The sequence below is a fragment of the Stutzerimonas sp. Brlt_14 genome, assembly GCF_051948915.1.
Classification (GTDB): domain Bacteria; phylum Pseudomonadota; class Gammaproteobacteria; order Pseudomonadales; family Pseudomonadaceae; genus Stutzerimonas; species Stutzerimonas stutzeri.
Genome location: NZ_JAYJLM010000007.1, coordinates 308,723 through 326,288, shown reverse-complemented (window position 1 = coordinate 326,288; position 17,566 = coordinate 308,723). Strand labels below are relative to the sequence as shown.

The following is a 17,566-nucleotide window of genomic DNA, read 5'->3' as shown; positions in this document are numbered from 1 at the left end:
CATTCCTGACCCCGCTGCGTTTGTCAGCAGGGCCTTGGCGCCAAGAGGATCGACCATGAGCAATATCGAAAAGTGGGACGTGGAGGACCAGACATTCTGGGACACCACCGGCAAGCGGGTCGCCAATCGCAACCTCTGGATCTCCATCCCGAGTCTGCTGATGGGCTTCGCCATCTGGCTGATGTGGGGCATCGTCACGGTGCAGATGCTCAATCTGGGCTTTCCCTTCGAGCCGGCCGAACTGTTCACCCTGACCGCCATCGCCGGTCTCACCGGCGCCACGCTGCGTATCCCGGCGTCGTTCATGATCCGCATCGCCGGCGGGCGCAACACCATATTCCTGACCACCGCCCTGCTGATGATCCCGGCCGCCGGCGCCGGCATCGCGCTGCAGAGCCAGGACACCCCGCTGTGGGTGTTCCAGCTGCTGGCCTTCCTCTCCGGCATCGGTGGCGGCAACTTCGCCTGCTCGATGAGCAACATCAGCACCTTCTTCCCGAAGAACCAGCAGGGCCTGGCCCTGGGCCTGAATGCCGGCCTCGGTAACTTCGGTGTGACCACCATGCAGATCCTCATCCCGCTGGTGATGACCGCCGGTGTGTTCGGCGCGATGGCCGGTGCGCCGATGGAGCTGATCAAGGACAGCGGCACGCTGATCGGCAAGATCTCTGCCGGTACCGAAACCTGGATTCAGAACGCCGGCTGGGTCTGGCTGCTGTTCCTCGTCCCGCTGGCCTTCGCCGGCTGGTTCGGCATGAACAACCTGCTGGTGATCTCGCCAACACCGGGTTACCCGCTGAACGCCTTCGGCAAGATTCTCGGCCTCTACGCCGTGGCCTTCGTCGCCGCCGCCCTCGGTCTGTACCTCTACCTGCCTGCACCGACCGGCCTCGGCGTGCTGAACATGTGGGGCGTGATGCTGCTCACCATCGGCCTGACCCTCGGCATGCTGCGCATGCTGCCGGGCAGCATCAAGCCGAACATCAAGCGCCAGTTCACCATCTTCAGCGACAAGCACACCTGGTCGATGAGCATCCTCTACATCCTGACCTTCGGCTCGTTCATCGGCTTCTCCATGGCGCTGCCGCTGTCGATCACGGTGATCTTCGGCTTCATGAACGAAGTGGCCGCCGACGGCACCATCACCCGCGTCGCCAACCCCAACGCACCGAGCGCCCTGACCTACGCCTGGATCGGCCCCTTCATCGGCGCCCTGATCCGTCCGCTGGGCGGCTGGATCTCCGACAAGGTCGGCGGCTCCATCGTCACCCAGGTGATCTCGGTGGTGATGGTCATCGCCTCGGTCGCCGCCGGCTACGTGATGCACCAGGCCTACGGCTCGGCCCAGCCCGAGGAGTACTTCTTCCTCTTCCTGGTGCTGTTCCTGGTGCTGTTCGCTGCCAGCGGCATCGGCAACGGCTCCACCTTCCGCACCATCGGCGTGATCTACGACCGCGAGAAGGCCGGCCCGGTCCTCGGCTGGACCTCCGCCGTCGCCGCCTACGGCTCCTTCGTCGCCCCCATCGTGATCGGCGAGCAGGTCAAGGCCGGTACCCCCGAAGTGGCGATGTACGGCTTCGCGGTGTTCTACGCGCTGTGCCTGATCCTCAACTGGTGGTTCTACCTGCGCCCCAACGCCTACGTGAAGAACCCCTGAGTCTGGAGAGCTGCCATGAACATCATGATTGCCTACGACAACTCGCGTAACGCCCGCAAAGCGTTGGACGCCACCCTCGAGATGTTCGGTCCGCTGAAGCCGCTGATCATGCTGATCGGCGTGGTGGAAGAGACCCGTGACACCAGCGATTCGGCGGTCGAGCTGTACGAGCGTGAGCGTCGCGAATTCCAGGCCTTCCTGCAGGAGGCGGCGGCCAAGGTCAGCGCCTTCGGCCTGGACGTCGACGTGATCCTCGCCGAAGGCGACGCCCGCAAGATGATCCTCAAGGCTGCCGAGCACAAGAAGCCGGACCTGCTGGTCATCGCGCGACATTCAAACGAACCGGACGGCGGCTTCATTTCCCGCTCGCTGAATCTGCTGGTCGACGAGCTCGACTACATGACCTTCGGCAGCGTCAGCGCCTTCCTGGCCCGCCGGGCGCCTTGCCCGGTCCTGATTCAAGCCTGCCCCTGAGTGAGGAGCTCATCATGAGAGTTTCTACGCTGTTCGAATGGAAGCGCCCCGAGATCCGGGCTCTGCACCTGACCTGGATCGCCTTCTACATTTGTTTCTTCGTCTGGTTCGGCATGGCGCCGCTGGCCTCGAGCATGCTGAAAAGCGTGAACTGGCTGACGCCCGAAGACCTCAAGCTGTTCGCCATCGCCAACGTGGCGCTGACCATCCCGGCGCGCATCCTGGTCGGCATGGCGCTCGACCACTGGGGGCCGCGTCGGGTGTTCTCGGTGCTGCTGGTGGTCATGGCGGTCCCGGCCCTGTTCTTCGCCTTCGGTGACAGCCGCACCCAGCTGCTGGTCTCGCGCCTGATCCTCAGCTCCATCGGCGCCAGCTTCGTGGTCGGCATCCACATGACCGCCATGTGGTTCAAGCCCAAGGACATCGGTTTCGCCGAAGGCTTCTATGCCGGCTGGGGCAACTTCGGTTCCGCCGCCGCCGCCATGAGCCTGCCGGCCATCGCCATCCATGCCTTCGGTGGTCCGGAAGGCTGGCGCTGGGCGATCGCCAGTTCGGCGATCATCATGGCCGTCTACGGCGTGTACTACTGGTTCGCCCTTACCGACGGCCCGGCCGGCACCGTGCACCGCAAGCCGCACAAGGCCAGCGCGCTGGAAGTCAGCACCTGGGCGGACATGGTCAAGCTGATCATCTGGACGATCCCCATGGTCGGCGTGCTCGGCATCCTGGTCTGGCGTATCGAGGGTCTGGGTTACCTGGGCTCCACCGGCGCCATGATCTGCTACGCGGTGATCGCCCTGGTGGTGATCTTCCAGATCGTGCAGATCCTGCGGGTCAACGTACCGATCCTGAAAAAGGGCGTGCCGGAAGACGACAAGTACCCCTTCAACACCGTGGCTGCGCTGAACTCCACCTACTTCGCCAACTTCGGTGCCGAGCTGGCCGTGGTGTCGATGCTGCCGATGTTCTTCGAGCAGACCTGGGGGCTGACGCCGACCACCGCCGGCATCATCGCCGCCTCCTTCGCGTTCGTGAACCTGGTGGCGCGGCCCATGGGCGGCCTGGTCTCCGACCGCTTCGGTAACCGTCGCTTCGTCATGCTGGCGTACATGCTGGGCATCGCCGTCGGCTTCCTGCTGATGGGCCTGATGAACTCCAAGTGGCCGCTGATCGTGGCCGTGGCGATCACCGTGCTCTGCTCGGTGTTCGTCCAGGGCGCCGAGGGCGCGACCTTCGGGATCATCCCGTCGATCAAGCGCCGCGTCACCGGGCAGATCTCCGGCATGGCCGGGGCCTACGGCAACGTCGGTGCCGTCTGCTACCTGACTCTGTTCACCTTCGTGACCCCATCGCAGTTCTTCATGGTGATCGCCGCCGGTGCCTTCGTCAGCTTCGGGCTCTGCCTGCTCTGGCTGAAGGAGCCCGAGGGCGCGTTCTCCGACGAGTACTACGTATCCAGCGTCGACCGTGAGCTGGAGGCCCGCCAGAAGCTCGCGTCCTGAGATTTCACCGAACGAATGCGCCAGCCACGCCGGCTGGCGCAAGCCGAGATTGATAAGCCGACCGGTCGGGCCAGTGGTTCGCAACCGGAGTGAGGAGAGAAAACGATGAGCCACTTGCTCGATCAACTGCGCTTCTTCAACAGGAAGCAAGGCGAGTTCGCCGATGGTCATGGCGAAACCCGCATCGAATCCCGCGACTGGGAGAACGTCTACCGCTCGCGCTGGCAGTACGACAAGATCGTGCGCTCGACCCACGGCGTGAACTGCACCGGTTCCTGCTCCTGGAAGATCTACGTCAAGAACGGCCTGATCACTTGGGAAACCCAGCAGACCGACTACCCGCGCACCCGCAACGACCTGCCCAACCACGAGCCACGCGGCTGCCCGCGCGGTGCCAGCTACAGCTGGTACATCTACAGCGCCAACCGCCTGAAGTACCCCAAGGTGCGCAAGCCGCTGCTCAAGCTGTGGCGTGAAGCACGGCGCAACATGACCCCGGTGGACGCCTGGGCCAGCATCGTCGAGGACAAGGCCAAGGCCGAGTCCTACAAGAGCAAGCGCGGCATGGGCGGCTTCATCCGCTCCAGCTGGGACGAAGTCAACGAGATCATCGCCGCGGCCAACGTCTACACCGTCAAGCAGTACGGTCCGGACCGCGTCATCGGCTTCTCGCCGATCCCGGCCATGTCCATGGTTTCCTACGCGGCCGGTAGCCGTTACCTGTCGCTGATCGGCGGCGTGTGCCTGTCGTTCTACGACTGGTACTGCGACCTGCCGCCGGCCTCGCCGCAGATCTGGGGCGAGCAGACCGACGTGCCGGAATCGGCCGACTGGTACAACTCCAACTACATCATCGCCTGGGGCTCCAACGTCCCGCAGACCCGTACACCGGACGCTCACTTCTTCACCGAGGTCCGCTACAAGGGCACCAAGACTGTCGCCATCACCCCGGACTACGCCGAAGTCGCCAAGCTCACCGACCTCTGGCTCAATCCGAAGCAGGGCACCGACGCCGCGCTGGCCCAGGCCTTCGCCCACGTCATCTTCAAGGAATTCCACCTGGAGAAGCCGAGCGAGTACTTCCGCGACTACGCCAAGCGCTACACCGACCTGCCGGTGCTGGTGCGCCTGAACGAGAAGGACGGCAGCTACATCGCCGACCGCTTCCTGCGCGCCTCCGACCTGGCCGACAACCTCGGCCAGGAAAACAACCCCGAGTGGAAGACCATCGCCGTCGACGGCAGCACCGGCGAGCTGGTTTCGCCGCTGGGTTCGATCGGTTACCGCTGGGGCGAGAAGGGCAAATGGAACATCGAGGCCCGCGAAGGCAAGGACGGTCGTGATGTCGACCTCTCCCTGACCCAGATCGAGGGCGGCGAGACGGCCGAGGTCGCCTTCCCGTACTTCGGCGGCATCCTCCACGAGCACTTCCAGCACGCCGAAGGCGAAAGCATCCAGCTGCGCCGCGTGCCGGTCCGCACCATCACCCTGGCCGACGGCAGCACCACCAAGGTCGCCACCGTGTTCGACCTGATGGCTGCCAACCTGGGTATCGACCGTGGTCTGGGTGGCGGCAACGTCGCTTCCAGCTACGACGACGCCAGCGTGCCCGGCACCCCGGCCTGGCAGGAAGTCATCACTGGCGTCTCCCGCGAGAAGGCCATCCAGATCGCCCGTGAATTCGCCGACAACGCCGACAAGACCCATGGCCGGTCCATGATCATCGTCGGTGCGGCGATGAACCACTGGTACCACATGGACATGAACTACCGCGGCCTGATCAACATGCTGATGTTGTGCGGTTGCGTCGGTCAGACCGGTGGTGGCTGGGCGCACTACGTGGGTCAGGAAAAGCTGCGTCCGCAGTGTGGCTGGCTGCCGCTTGCCTTCGGCCTCGACTGGAGCCGTCCGCCGCGCCAGATGAACGGCACCAGCTTCTTCTACAACCACAGCTCGCAGTGGCGCCACGAGAAGATGAGCATCCACGAAGTGCTCTCGCCGCTGGCCGACAAGTCGCAGTTCCCCGAGCACATGCTCGACTACAACATCCGCGCCGAACGCGCCGGCTGGCTGCCGAGCGCACCGCAGCTCAACCGCAACCCGCTGCAGATCTGCCGTGATGCCGAAGCGGCCGGCATGTCGCCGGTGGACTACGTCACCCAGTCGCTGAAGGACGGATCGCTGAAGTTCGCCTGCGAACAGCCGGACAATCCGGATAACTTCCCGCGCAACATGTTCGTCTGGCGCTCCAACCTCCTGGGCAGTTCGGGCAAGGGCCACGAGTACATGCTCAAGTACCTCCTGGGCACCAAGAACGGCGTGATGAACGAAGACCTGGGCAAGCGCGCCGACGGCTTCAAGCCGACCGAGGCCGAATGGCAGGACGAGGGCGCCATCGGCAAGCTCGATCTGGTCACCACCCTCGACTTCCGCATGTCCTCGACCTGCGTGTACTCCGACATCGTTCTGCCGACCGCGACCTGGTACGAGAAGGACGACATGAACACCTCGGACATGCACCCCTTCATCCACCCGCTGTCGGCGGCGATCGACCCGGCCTGGGAAGCCAAGTCCGATTGGGAGATCTACAAGGGCATCGCCAAGGCCTTCTCGAAGATGGCCGAAGGTCAGCTGGGCGTGGAGAAGGACCTGGTCACCGTGCCGCTCCTGCACGACAGCCCCGGCGAACTGGCGCAGCCGTTCGGCGGTACCGACTGGAAGACCGCTGGCGTCGATCCGCAGCCGGGCAAGAACTGCCCGAACATGGCCGTGGTCGAGCGCGACTACCCGGCCACCTACAAGAAGTTCACCTCCCTCGGCCCGCTGCTCGACAAGCTCGGCAACGGCGGCAAGGGCATCAACTGGAACACCCAGGATGAAGTCGATTTCCTCGGCGAGCTGAACTACAAGGTGCGCGACGAGGGCGTCAGCCAAGGGCGTCCGCAGATCGAATCGGCCATCGATGCTGCCGAGGTCATCCTCAGCCTGGCACCGGAAACCAACGGTCACGTTGCCGTGAAGGCCTGGGCCGCGCTGTCGGAATTCACCGGCCGCGACCACAGCCACCTGGCGCTGCCCAAGGAGCACGAGGCGATCCGCTTCCGTGACATCCAGGCGCAGCCGCGCAAGATCATCTCCAGCCCGACCTGGTCAGGCCTGGAAGACGAGCATGTGTCGTACAACGCCGGCTACACCAACGTCCACGAGTACATCCCGTGGCGCACCATCACCGGTCGCCAGCAGTTCTTCCAGGATCACCCCTGGATGCAGGCCTTCGGTGAGCAGCTGATGAGCTACCGGCCGCCGATCAACACCCGCACCATCGATTACGTGAAGGGCAAGAAGAGCAACGGCAACCCCGAGATCGTCCTGAACTGGATCACCCCGCACCAGAAGTGGGGCATCCACAGCACCTACTCGGACAACCTGATCATGCTCACCCTCAGCCGTGGCGGCCCGATCGTGTGGATGTCCGAAGTCGACGCCAAGAAGGCCGGCATCGAGGACAACGACTGGATCGAGTGCTTCAACGCCAATGGCGCTCTGACCGCCCGCGCGGTGGTCAGCCAGCGCGTGATGGAAGGCATGGTGATGATGTACCACGCCCAGGAACGCATCGTGAACGTGCCGGGCGCCGAGAGCACCAAGACCCGCGGCGGCCACCACAACTCGGTGACCCGCGTGGTGCTCAAGCCCACCCACATGATCGGCGGCTACGCCCAGCAGGCGTACGGCTTCAACTACTACGGCACCGTGGGTTGCAACCGTGACGAGTTCGTCGTGGTGCGCAAGATGGCCAAGGTCGACTGGCTCGACGGCCCGAACGGCAACGACCTGCCGCAACCCCTGCCGCAAGACATCTGAGGAATAAGGCCATGAAGATTCGTTCACAAGTAGGCATGGTCCTGAACCTGGACAAGTGCATCGGCTGCCACACCTGCTCGATCACCTGCAAGAACGTCTGGACCAGCCGCGAAGGCATGGAATACGCCTGGTTCAACAACGTCGAGACCAAGCCCGGCATCGGCTACCCGAAGGAGTGGGAAAACCAGGACAAGTGGAAGGGCGGCTGGGTGCGCAACGGCGACGGCACCATCAACCCGAAGATCGGCGGCAAGTTCCGCGTGCTGGCGAACATCTTCGCCAACCCGGACCTGCCGACGATCGACGACTACTACGAGCCGTTCGACTTCGACTACCAGAACCTGCACACCGCGCCGATCTCCGAGCATCAGCCGGTGGCGCGTCCGCGCTCGCTGATCTCCGGTCAGCGCATGGAAAAGATCGAGTGGGGCCCGAACTGGGAGGAGATTCTCGGTACCGAGTTCGCCAAGCGGCGCAAGGACAAGAACTTCGACAAGGTGCAGGCCGATATCTACGGCCAGTACGAAAACACCTTCATGATGTACCTGCCGCGCCTGTGCGAGCACTGCCTGAACCCGGCCTGCGCCGCGTCCTGCCCGAGCGGTGCGATCTACAAGCGCGAGGAGGATGGCATCGTCCTCATCGACCAGGAGAAGTGCCGCGGCTGGCGGATGTGCATCAGCGGCTGCCCGTACAAGAAGATCTACTTCAACTGGAAGAGCGGCAAATCCGAGAAGTGCATCTTCTGCTTCCCGCGCATCGAGGCCGGCATGCCGACCGTCTGTGCCGAGACCTGCGTGGGCCGCATCCGCTACCTCGGCGTGCTGCTGTACGACGCCGACCGCATCCATGAAGTGGCCAGCACCGTCAACGAGCAGGACCTGTACGCCAAGCAGCTGGAGATCTTCCTCGATCCGTTCGACCCGAAGGTCATCGAGCAGGCGCTCAACGACGGCGTTCCGATGTCGGTGATCGAAGCCGCGCAGAAGTCGCCGGTCTACAAGATGGCGGTGGACTGGAAGCTGGCCCTGCCGCTGCACCCGGAATACCGCACGCTGCCGATGGTGTGGTACGTGCCGCCGCTGTCGCCGATCCAGAACGCCGCCAGCGCCGGTCACGTCAGCATGGACGGCGTGCTGCCGGACGTCGACAGCCTGCGCATCCCGCTGCGCTATCTGGCCAACCTGCTCACCGCAGGTGACGAGGAGCCGGTCAAGCTGGCGCTCAAGCGCATGCTCGCCATGCGTGCCTACAAGCGCGCCGAGCAGGTCGATGGTGTGCAGGACCTCAAGGTGCTGGAGAGCGTCGGCCTGTCGGTGGCCCAGGTGGAGGACATGTACCGCTACCTGGCCATCGCCAACTACGAGGACCGCTACGTGATCCCGACCGCGCACCGCGAAGAGGCCATGAGCGATGCCTTCGCCGAGCGCTCCGGTTGCGGCTTCAGCTTCGGCAGCGGCTGCTCGGGCGCCTCGGACACCAACATGTTCGGCGCCAGGAAGGCCAACCGCCGCGACATCATCAAGACCGTCCAGCTGTGGGAGGACTGAGCCATGCGCATCCTTAAAGTGATTTCCCTGCTGCTGGACTATCCCGACCAGCACCTGCGCGACGGCCATGCCGAACTGGCCCAGGCCATCGGTTCGGCCCGCGAGATCAGCCCGGAGCAGCGCATCGCGCTGCGCCGCCTGCTCGACGAGCTGACCGAAGACGACCTGATGGACGTGCAGGAGCGCTACACCGACCTGTTCGACCGCGGCCGTTCACTGTCGCTGCTGCTGTTCGAGCACGTGCATGGCGAGTCCCGCGATCGCGGCCAGGCCATGGTCGACCTGATGGCGCAGTACACCGAGGCCGGTTTCGAAATCGGCGTACGCGAGCTGCCGGACTACATCCCGCTGTACCTCGAGTACCTCGCCACCCGCGAAGACCTCGAGGCCCGCGAGGGTCTGGCCGACGTGTCGCACCTGCTGGCTCTGCTGGCAGCGCGTCTGCAGGAACGCGAGAGCCCGCATGCCGCGTGCTTCACCGCACTGCTGCAGATCGCCGGCGAGCCGGTGCAGGAAACCCTGGCCAGCCTGCAGGAGCAGGTCGCCGCCGAAGAGCGCGACGACTCGCTGGAGGCGCTGGACAAGATCTGGGAGGAGGAGCAGGTCAACTTCCTCCAGGCCGAGCAGCAGGATCGCTGCCCATCCATGCCGAGCGGGCCGGGTAAGGCTCGCGAGGAAAGCCCGGTGCCGCTGCACTGGACCGATTTCAAGCATGACGGGCAGGCCGCCGCGCTCGCCCAGGAGGTGCGCAATGTCTAACTTCAATTTCCTGCTGTTCGGGGTCTACCCCTACATCGCCCTGGCCATCTGCCTGATCGGCAGCTGGGCGCGCTTCGACCTGTCGCAATACAGCTGGAAGGCCGGCTCGAGCCAGATGCTGTCGAACAACCGCATGCGCCTGGCGAGCAACCTGTTCCACGTCGGCATCATCTTCATCCTGGCCGGTCACTTCGTCGGCCTGCTGATGCCCGAGGCGCTGTATCACCACTTCATCACCAGCGGTCAGAAGCAGATCGTGGCGATGGTGTCCGGTGGCTTCTTCGGCATCCTCTGCCTGATCGGCTTGGTGATGCTGATCCATCGCCGGCTGACCGACGCGCGCGTGCGGGCCACCTCCAACACCAGCGACGTGATGATCCTGTTCGTGCTGCTGGCGCAGCTGGTGCTGGGGCTGCTGACCATCGTCGCCTCCACCGGCCACCTGGACGGTTCGGTGATGGTGCTGCTGGGCACCTGGGCGCAGAGTCTGGTCACCCTGCAGCCGGTCAAGGCCGCAGGCGCCATCGAGTCGGTCAGCGTGATCTACAAGCTGCACGTGTTCCTCGGCGTGACCCTGTTCGTGCTGTTCCCCTTCACCCGTCTGGTGCACATCGTCAGTGCGCCGGTGTGGTACCTGGGCCGGCGCTACCAGATCGTCCGGCAGAAGGGCGTCAAGCCGGCCATGCCGCGTCCGCAGCGCCCGCGCACCTATGAAGCACCGGTACGCGAAACCGCCGTGCCGTCCGCCGTGCCTGCCACGGCAAAGAGCAAGAGCCCGGTATGACCCTTGCCGGCTGACGCCCCACGCGTCAGCCGGTCTGGTCGATCGGATCGAAGCTTCAAGCGTCTTATCGAGGTAATCATCATGGGTTGTGGATGTGGTGGAAGCACGGGTGGTGGCGGCTGCGGTGGCGGCGCCCGCCCGGAAATCGAAGTGCCGGCCGAGGCCCCTCTGTTCGAGGAGCTACCGCATGAAGAAGAACACCAGCCCGCCGAGGAGCAGGCCTCCGGCGAGCCGCTGCTGATCGCCAGCAGCGAGCAGGAGTGGCCGCGGGTGCGGGTCAACGGGGTGGCGATCGCGCCCCAGGCCATCGCCCAGGAATTGCAGTATCACCCCGCCGAGAGCCGCGACGAGGCGGTCTTTCTGGCGACCCAGGCACTGGTGGTGCGCGAGCTGTTGCAGCAGCGCATCGCCGAACTCGGCCTGGTGGTGCGTGCTGAATCCGGTGAAAGCGAGGAAGAAGCGGCCACCCGCACGCTGATCGAACAGGAAGTGCCGCTGCCGCTGGCCGACGAGGCGGCCTGTCAGCAGTACTACAACGGCAACCGTCAGCGCTTCTTCAGCGCGCCGCTGCTGGCCGCGCGGCACATCCTGCTGGCCTGTCCGGCGGATGACGCCGAAGCGCGCAGCCTGGCGCGGGAACAGGCGCTGGGCCTGTTGCGGCAACTGCAGGCGGCGCCGCAACGCTTCGCCGAACTCGCGTTGCAGCATTCGGCCTGTCCGTCCAAGGAGCAGGGCGGGGCGCTTGGGCAGATCAGCAAGGGCCAGACCGTGCCGGAGTTCGAGCGCCAGCTGTTCCGTCTGCCGGTCGGCCTCTGCCAGCAGCCGCTGGAAAGCCGCTATGGCTACCATCTGGTGTTCGTCGACCAGCGTATCGAGGGCGAGCAATTGCCCTATGAGATCGTCGCCGGAACGATTCGCGCCGAACTCAACCAGCGTGTCTGGCAGATCGGCGTCAGCCAGTACCTGCAGAATCTGGTGGGGGCGGCGAACATCGAGGGAATCCACCTGCAGGGCGCGGAAGCGCCACTGATGCAATGACGGCGGCTTGGCCCTGCGTCGGGTGGATGATGCTTCACCACCCACCGCGCGGGGCCCACGGTGGATGAATAAGCGTCATCCACCCTACGAGGCTTCAGAGGTGTTATCGATGACTCAACTACGCGATGCCCACAACCGTCAGATCGACTACCTGCGCATGTCGGTCACCGACCGCTGCGGCTTCCGCTGCGTCTACTGCATGGCCGAGGACATGACCTTCCTGCCGCGCCAGCAGGTGCTAGGTCTGGAGGAGCTGGAGCGCATCGCGCGCATCTTCGTCGGGCTGGGCGTGAAGAAGATCCGCCTCACCGGCGGCGAGCCGCTGGTACGCCAGGGCATCGTCGGTCTCTGCGAGCGCATCGCGGCCTTGCCCGGTCTGCGTGAACTGGTGATGACCACCAACGGCTCGCAGCTGGTCAGGCTCGCCGCACCGCTGGCACGGGCCGGGGTCAAGCGGCTGAACATCAGTCTGGATAGCCTGGACGCCGAGAAATTCCACGCCATTACCCGCACCGGCCAGCTGCAGCAGGTGCTCGACGGCATCGATGCGGCGCGCGCCGCCGGCTTCGAGCGGATCAAGCTCAATGCCGTGGTGATGAAGGGCCGCAACGCAGAGGAAGTCGCCGACCTGGTGGACTTCGCCATCGCCGGCGGGCTGGACTTGAGCTTCATCGAGGAAATGCCGCTGGGCGATGTCGGCCGTTCGCGCGGCGAGAGCTTCTGCTCCAGCGACGAGGTCAAGGCGCTGATCGCCGAGCGTCACGCGCTGATCGATTCGGCCGAGCAGAGCGGCGGCCCGGCGCGCTATGTGCGCCTGCCGGAGCACCCGCAGACGCGCATCGGCTTCATCTCGCCGCATTCGCACAACTTCTGCGCCACCTGCAACCGCGTGCGGCTGACCGTGGAAGGTCGCCTGCTGCTGTGCCTGGGCCACGAGCATTCCATCGACCTGCGTGCACTGCTGCGCCGCCACCCGACCAGCGACCAGCCGGTGATCGACGCCATTCACGCCGCGCTGCAACGCAAACCGCTGCGCCACGAATTCTCCAGCGGCGGCGAGGTCCAGGTATTGCGCTTCATGAACGCCAGCGGCGGTTGACTGCCCGCGCCGAACGGGCTGCGGGCCGACCGTTTTATTCGCTACCATCGGCCGGCACTGCCGGTCTGACCCATGCCCCGCTGCGTTGCAGTCGGGCTTGTCGCAACGCTCGCTGACCAACGCCATGCGCGTTGGTCGACCTGCCGGCACCGCCTGCCGCGCGCCTACCTCCAACGAGGAATGGGCTGGCCCGCGGCGCCGGTGCAGCCTGCGCACACATCTTCAAGGGAGTTTCGAGCCATGGCTCACCTGTCCAACACCGAATTCCAGCCTCTGAACATCGCCGTGCTCACGGTGAGCGATACCCGCAACCTGGACACCGATACCTCCGGCCAGGCGCTGATCGACGGCCTGCAGAGCGCAGGCCATACGCTGGCCGAACGGGCCATCGTCAAGGACGACATCTGGCAGATCCGCGCCCGGGTGTGCAGCTGGATCGCCAGCGAAAACGTGCAGGTGGTGCTGATCACCGGCGGCACCGGTTTCACCGCCCGCGACAACACCCCGCAGGCCGTACAGCCGCTGCTGGACAAGGACGTCGACGGCTTCGGCGAACTGTTCCGCCATGTATCGCTGGGCGAGATCGGCACCTCCACCGTGCAGTCCCGCGCGCTGGCCGGGATGAGCAACGGCACGCTGGTCTGCTGCCTGCCGGGTTCGACCAACGCCTGCCGCACCGCCTGGAACAAGATCCTCGTCGAGCAGTTGGATAGCCGTACCAAACCCTGCAACTTCGTCCCGCACCTGAAGGCGGCCGCGGTGGACAACTGCGGGCCACGCTCATGAGCGCTTGCGGCTGCGATACCGGCGGGCTGAAGCCGGTCGACGAGGCCATCGCCGAGCTGCTGGCGCGGGTGCCGGCGCCGCCCGCGGTGGAAGAGGTCACGCTGCGCGATGCCCTCGGTCGCGTGCTCGCCGAGCCGCTGGATGCCAGCTTTCCGGTGCCCCCCTGGGACAACAGCGCGATGGACGGCTACGCCCTGCGCGCCGCCGATCTGCCGGCCGAAGGCGGTGCGCTGCCACTGGCCGGACGCATCGCCGCCGGCGACGCCGCCAGTCAGCAGCTGCCGGCCGGGCATGCGGTGCGCATTTTCACCGGCGCGCCGTTGCCGCCGGGCGCGGACGCCGTGGTGGCGCAGGAAAACTGCCGTATCGAAGGCGATCGCATCTGGCTGCCGGCGGTGAACGCCGGTGACAACGTGCGCTGCCTGGGTGAGGAAACCGCGGCTGGCGAGCGTCTGATCGACGCCGGCAAGCGTCTGCGCCCGCAGGAGCTCGGCCTGCTGGCGACCTTCGGCGTGGCGCGGGTGAAGGTGTACCGGCGTCTGCGCGTGGCGCTGCTGTCCAGCGGCAACGAACTGCGCGAGCCGGGCGAGCCGCTGGACGCCGGGCAGATCTACAACTCCAACCGCTACAGCCTGCTCGGCGTGTTGCAGAGCCTCGGCTGCGAAGTGCACGACTACCCGATCCTGATCGACGATCTGGGCGCCAGCCGTGACGCGCTGGCCGATGCGGCGAGCCGCTTCGACCTGATCATCACCTCGGGCGGTGTTTCGGTGGGTGAGGAGGATCACCTCAAGCAGGCGATTCGCGAATTGGGCGAGCTGCACCTGTGGCGTCTGGCGATCCAGCCGGGCAAGCCGCTGGCCTTCGGCGAAGTCAACGGCACGCCGTGGATCGGCCTGCCCGGCAACCCGGCGGCGGCACTGGTCACCTCGCTGGTGGTGGCTCGGCCGTTCCTGCTGCGCGCCCAGGGCTGCACGCAGGTGCAGGTCACGCCGCTGCGCCTGCCTGCCGGCTTCGCCTGGCGCAAGGCCAACGTGCGCCAGCAGTTCCTGCGCGCGCGGCTCGAAGCGGTCGATGGCCGGCTCGAGGTGCGTCTGTTCCCGCGCCAGGGCTCGGCCATGCTGACCTCGGCGACCTGGGCGGATGGCCTGGCCATCGTCGAGTGCCAGCGCACCCTCGCCGAAGGCGAGCTGGTGCAGTACCTGCCGTTCAGCGAACTGCTCGGCTGAAACGCCACAACGCCCGGTCGATGCGAATCGGCCGGGCGTTGTCGCGTCTGCGCCTCAGGCCTGGTGGCGCTGCGGCAGCATGCGCAACAGGGTGCCGTCGCGGCGCACATACTGGTGGAACAGCGCGGCTGCGGCATGCAGGCCGATCAGCCAGTAGCCGGCCACCGCCAGCGTTTCATGCAGCTCCTTGAAATCGCCGGCCAGCGCCTTGTCCGCGCCGATCAGCGCCGGCAGCTCGAGGCCGAAGAAGGGGATCGGCTTGCCCGCCGCGCTCAGGGTCAGCCAGCCGAGCAGCGGCAGACCGATCATCAGCGCGTACAGCGCCAGGTGCATCAGCTTGGCCAGCGCCTGTTCCCATCCCGCGCCGGCAAGCGAGCGCGGCGCCGGGTGCAACCAGCGGGCGATCAGCCGCAGCCAGACCAGCGCGAACACCGTCATGCCGAGCATGAAATGCCAGTGCTTGAGCAGCTCGCGTGGCTCGCTGCCCTTGGCGAAGTTGCCCTTGAGTTCGATGGTGGCGTAGACGGCGGCAATCAGCAGCAGCATCAGCCAGTGCAGGGCGATGCTCAGCCGGCCGTAACGCGGCAGGGGGGTGGTCACAGACATTTCACGCACTCCGTGTAGGGGAATGGCGGCAGTCTAGGGCGCCAGGCTTAAGCGAACCTTAGCGAATGCCCGTTGCGCCTGTGGCGTGCGGTCGCGGCTGCGCGCCGGTGGTCGTGCTGAGAGGCTGGCGGGGCAGGTGCACGGCGACCTGCAGCCCGCCGAGCGGCGAGTCGGCCAGCTCGATGCTGGCGCCGTGCAGCTCGGCAATGCGCGCGACGATGGCCAGGCCGAGGCCCGCACCCTGGCCGTCACCCTGTCGATAGAAGCGCTCGAACAGCTTGTCCCGTTGCGTCGCCGGCACCCCGGGGCCGCTGTCGTCCACCTGTAGCGTGATCGCGGCAGCGGTGGCCTGCAGGCCGACCTGGATCTGGCCGCCGTCGGGGGTGTACTGCAGGGCGTTGCCGACCAGGTTCTGCAGCAGCGTGGCGAGGCTCGCCGCATCGCCGCTGAGGTGGAAATCGGCCAGCTCGTCGACATCCAGCGTCAGCTCCTGGCCGCGGGCCAGCGCCAGGGGTGTCAGCTCGGCGAGGGTTTCACGACACAGCGGCAGCAGATCGAGGTCGGTCAGGCCCAGGCGCTGGGCACTCGGTTCCAGGCGCGCCAGGGTCAGCAGCTGGGTGACCACTCGGGTGGTGCGGTCGACGCCGGCGATCAGCTGTTCGAGAGCCCGTTCGCGCTCCTCCTCGCTGGCGGCCTGCAGCGCGTTCTGGGCGTGGATGCGCAGCACCGCCAGCGGTGTGCGCAGTTCGTGGGCGGCGTCGGCGATGAAGCGCTTCTCCCGTTCGATCAGCTGATTGACCTGTTGCAGCAGGCGATTGAGCGAGGCCGCCACCGGTTCCAGCTCCTGCGGCAGCGGTGCGAGCAACAGCGGCGCGAGGTTGTCCGGGTCGCGGCTCTTGAGCAACTGAGCCATGCGTGCCAGCGGGCGCAGGCCCCAGCCCACCGCCAGCCAGATCAGCAACGCCAGCAGTGGCAGGCCGACGAGGTCGGGCAACAGGCTGCGCCGGGCGATCTTGCCCACCAGCTCGCCCCGCACATCGCCGCGCTCGCTGACCAGAATCCACAGCGCGTCCTCGCGGTCGTGCAGCAGGAACAGGCGCCAGGCATGGCCGTCGAGCAGCACCTCGTGATAGCCGCCGGCCAGGTGGCTGAACGGCGACGCCGAACCCGCGGCCAGCTGCTGCAGGGCGCCGTTCGGTGCGCCGGCCGACTGCAGCACGCCGCTGCCGTCCTCGGCGTAGACCTGAAAACCCAGCTTGGTCTCGTAGTCGTGCCCCGGCACGCCCTGATCGCGGCGAGCGTTCACCGCCGCATCCAGCGCGGTTTGCAGGGCCTGACGGGCCTGCGGCTCCATCTCGCGCATCACCAGGCCCTGCACCAGCCGCGCGCTTTGCGCCAGCTGGGCGTCGAACAGTTCCTCGATCTCGTGGCGCGCGTCGCGGTAGCTGCGCCAGGAGATCAGGCTCAGCGAGACCAGCAGGGTGCCGAGCAGCAGCGCCAGGGTGCGCTGGCGGATCGAGCGCTTCAGCATTTGTCCACCAGATAGCCGACCCCGCGCACGGTGCGGATCAGCTCGGGAAAGAACTTCTTGCGCAGGTGGTGGATGTGCACCTCCAGCGCATTGCTCTCGACGTCCTCGTCCCAGCCGTAGAGCACCTGCTGCAGGCGATCGCGGGTCAGCACGCGACCGGGCTGGGCGAGCAGCTCGTGGAGCAGGACGAACTCCTTGCGCGGCAGGTTGATCGGCGTGCCCTGGTAACTGACCTGCTGGTTGACCGGGTCGAGCAGGATGCCGCGGTATTCCAGCACCGGTTCCGGTCGATTGAAGCTGCGCCGGAGCAGGGCACGCAGGCGGGCCTTGAGTTCGGCGACGTCGAACGGCTTGACCAGGTAGTCGTCGGCGCCGGCGTCCAGCCCGGCGATGCGGTCGCTGGTGGCATCGCGCGCGGTGAGCACCAGCACCGGCACCGGCTTGCCGGCAGCGCGCAGGCGCTTGAGCAGCTCCAGCCCGTCCAGGCGCGGCAGGCCGAGGTCGAGGATGACCAGCTCGAAGCTTTCATGGTTCAGCGCATGCAGCGCACTGGCGCCGTCCTGCAGCCAGTCCACCGTATAACCCTCCGGCTTGAGCGCGGTGCGGATGCCCTCGCCAAGGGCGCGATCGTCTTCCACCAGCAGAATGCGCATGTCGTTCCTGTCGTTCTCCGCCGCTGGGCGTTGC

General features: G+C 66.2%; 14 protein-coding genes. 11 read left to right on the top strand and 3 right to left on the bottom strand.

The annotated features are described in order from the left end of the window. Positions 1–55: 55 nt before the first annotated feature. The 11 genes from VF716_RS18655 to VF716_RS18605 all read left to right on the top strand — a co-directional run bounded on the left by VF716_RS18655 (position 56) and on the right by VF716_RS18605 (position 14,742). Positions 56–1,657, top strand: a complete 1,602-nt coding sequence (locus VF716_RS18655) for an MFS transporter (RefSeq protein ID WP_011912083.1) — start codon at positions 56–58, stop codon at positions 1,655–1,657. A 15-nt stretch (positions 1,658–1,672) separates the two neighbouring features. Next, entirely contained in the window at positions 1,673–2,131 is a 459-nt protein-coding gene (locus tag VF716_RS18650) for a universal stress protein (RefSeq protein WP_011912084.1), read from the top strand. A gap of 14 nt (positions 2,132–2,145) precedes the next feature. Continuing rightward, entirely contained in the window at positions 2,146–3,633 is a 1,488-nt protein-coding gene (locus tag VF716_RS18645) for an MFS transporter (RefSeq protein ID WP_011912085.1), read from the top strand. Positions 3,634–3,738: 105 nt separating this feature from the next. After that, positions 3,739–7,497: a nitrate reductase subunit alpha gene (locus VF716_RS18640; RefSeq protein WP_011912086.1), complete on the top strand. Its 3,759-nt coding sequence runs from the start codon at positions 3,739–3,741 to the stop codon at positions 7,495–7,497. 11 nt (positions 7,498–7,508) lie between these two features. Further along, positions 7,509–9,047 (top strand): nitrate reductase subunit beta, encoded by a 1,539-nt coding sequence (gene narH / locus VF716_RS18635; RefSeq protein ID WP_013981798.1) that lies wholly within the window; start codon positions 7,509–7,511, stop codon positions 9,045–9,047. Positions 9,048–9,050: 3 nt separating this feature from the next. Next, entirely contained in the window at positions 9,051–9,806 is a 756-nt protein-coding gene (gene narJ / locus VF716_RS18630; RefSeq protein ID WP_135265924.1) for a nitrate reductase molybdenum cofactor assembly chaperone, read from the top strand. Further along, the gene (gene narI, locus VF716_RS18625) at positions 9,799–10,590 is read left to right on the top strand and encodes a respiratory nitrate reductase subunit gamma (RefSeq protein WP_011912089.1); all 792 of its coding nucleotides are present in this window, start codon (positions 9,799–9,801) and stop codon (positions 10,588–10,590) included. Before narJ ends, narI begins: the two co-directional genes overlap by 8 nt. Positions 10,591–10,671: 81 nt before the next feature. After that, positions 10,672–11,628 (top strand): peptidylprolyl isomerase, encoded by a 957-nt coding sequence (locus VF716_RS18620; RefSeq protein ID WP_340066605.1) that lies wholly within the window; start codon positions 10,672–10,674, stop codon positions 11,626–11,628. A 109-nt stretch (positions 11,629–11,737) separates the two neighbouring features. After that, positions 11,738–12,727: a GTP 3',8-cyclase MoaA gene (moaA, locus tag VF716_RS18615; RefSeq protein ID WP_234493275.1), complete on the top strand. Its 990-nt coding sequence runs from the start codon at positions 11,738–11,740 to the stop codon at positions 12,725–12,727. 240 nt (positions 12,728–12,967) lie between these two features. After that, a complete protein-coding gene (moaB, locus tag VF716_RS18610; RefSeq protein WP_019406546.1) occupies positions 12,968–13,513 on the top strand; it encodes a molybdenum cofactor biosynthesis protein B in 546 nt (181 codons plus the stop codon). Then, the gene (locus VF716_RS18605; protein ID WP_125872816.1) at positions 13,510–14,742 is read left to right on the top strand and encodes a molybdopterin molybdotransferase MoeA; all 1,233 of its coding nucleotides are present in this window, start codon (positions 13,510–13,512) and stop codon (positions 14,740–14,742) included. The genes moaB and VF716_RS18605 overlap by 4 nt, the downstream gene beginning before the upstream one ends. Before the next feature lie 54 nt (positions 14,743–14,796). On the opposite strand, the gene VF716_RS18600 is transcribed toward VF716_RS18605, so the two are convergent. The 3 genes from VF716_RS18600 to VF716_RS18590 are packed head-to-tail and all read right to left on the bottom strand — an operon-like array spanning position 14,797 to position 17,532. Continuing rightward, positions 14,797–15,348: a cytochrome b gene (locus VF716_RS18600; RefSeq protein ID WP_014595849.1), complete on the bottom strand. Its 552-nt coding sequence runs from the start codon at positions 15,346–15,348 to the stop codon at positions 14,797–14,799. Between the two features lie 58 nt (positions 15,349–15,406). Continuing rightward, the gene (locus VF716_RS18595; protein WP_239330144.1) at positions 15,407–16,879 is read right to left on the bottom strand and encodes an ATP-binding protein; all 1,473 of its coding nucleotides are present in this window, start codon (positions 16,877–16,879) and stop codon (positions 15,407–15,409) included. Next, the gene (locus VF716_RS18590) at positions 16,873–17,532 is read right to left on the bottom strand and encodes a response regulator (RefSeq protein WP_045631807.1); all 660 of its coding nucleotides are present in this window, start codon (positions 17,530–17,532) and stop codon (positions 16,873–16,875) included. Before VF716_RS18590 ends, VF716_RS18595 begins: the two co-directional genes overlap by 7 nt. Between the last annotated feature and the right edge of the window lie 34 nt (positions 17,533–17,566).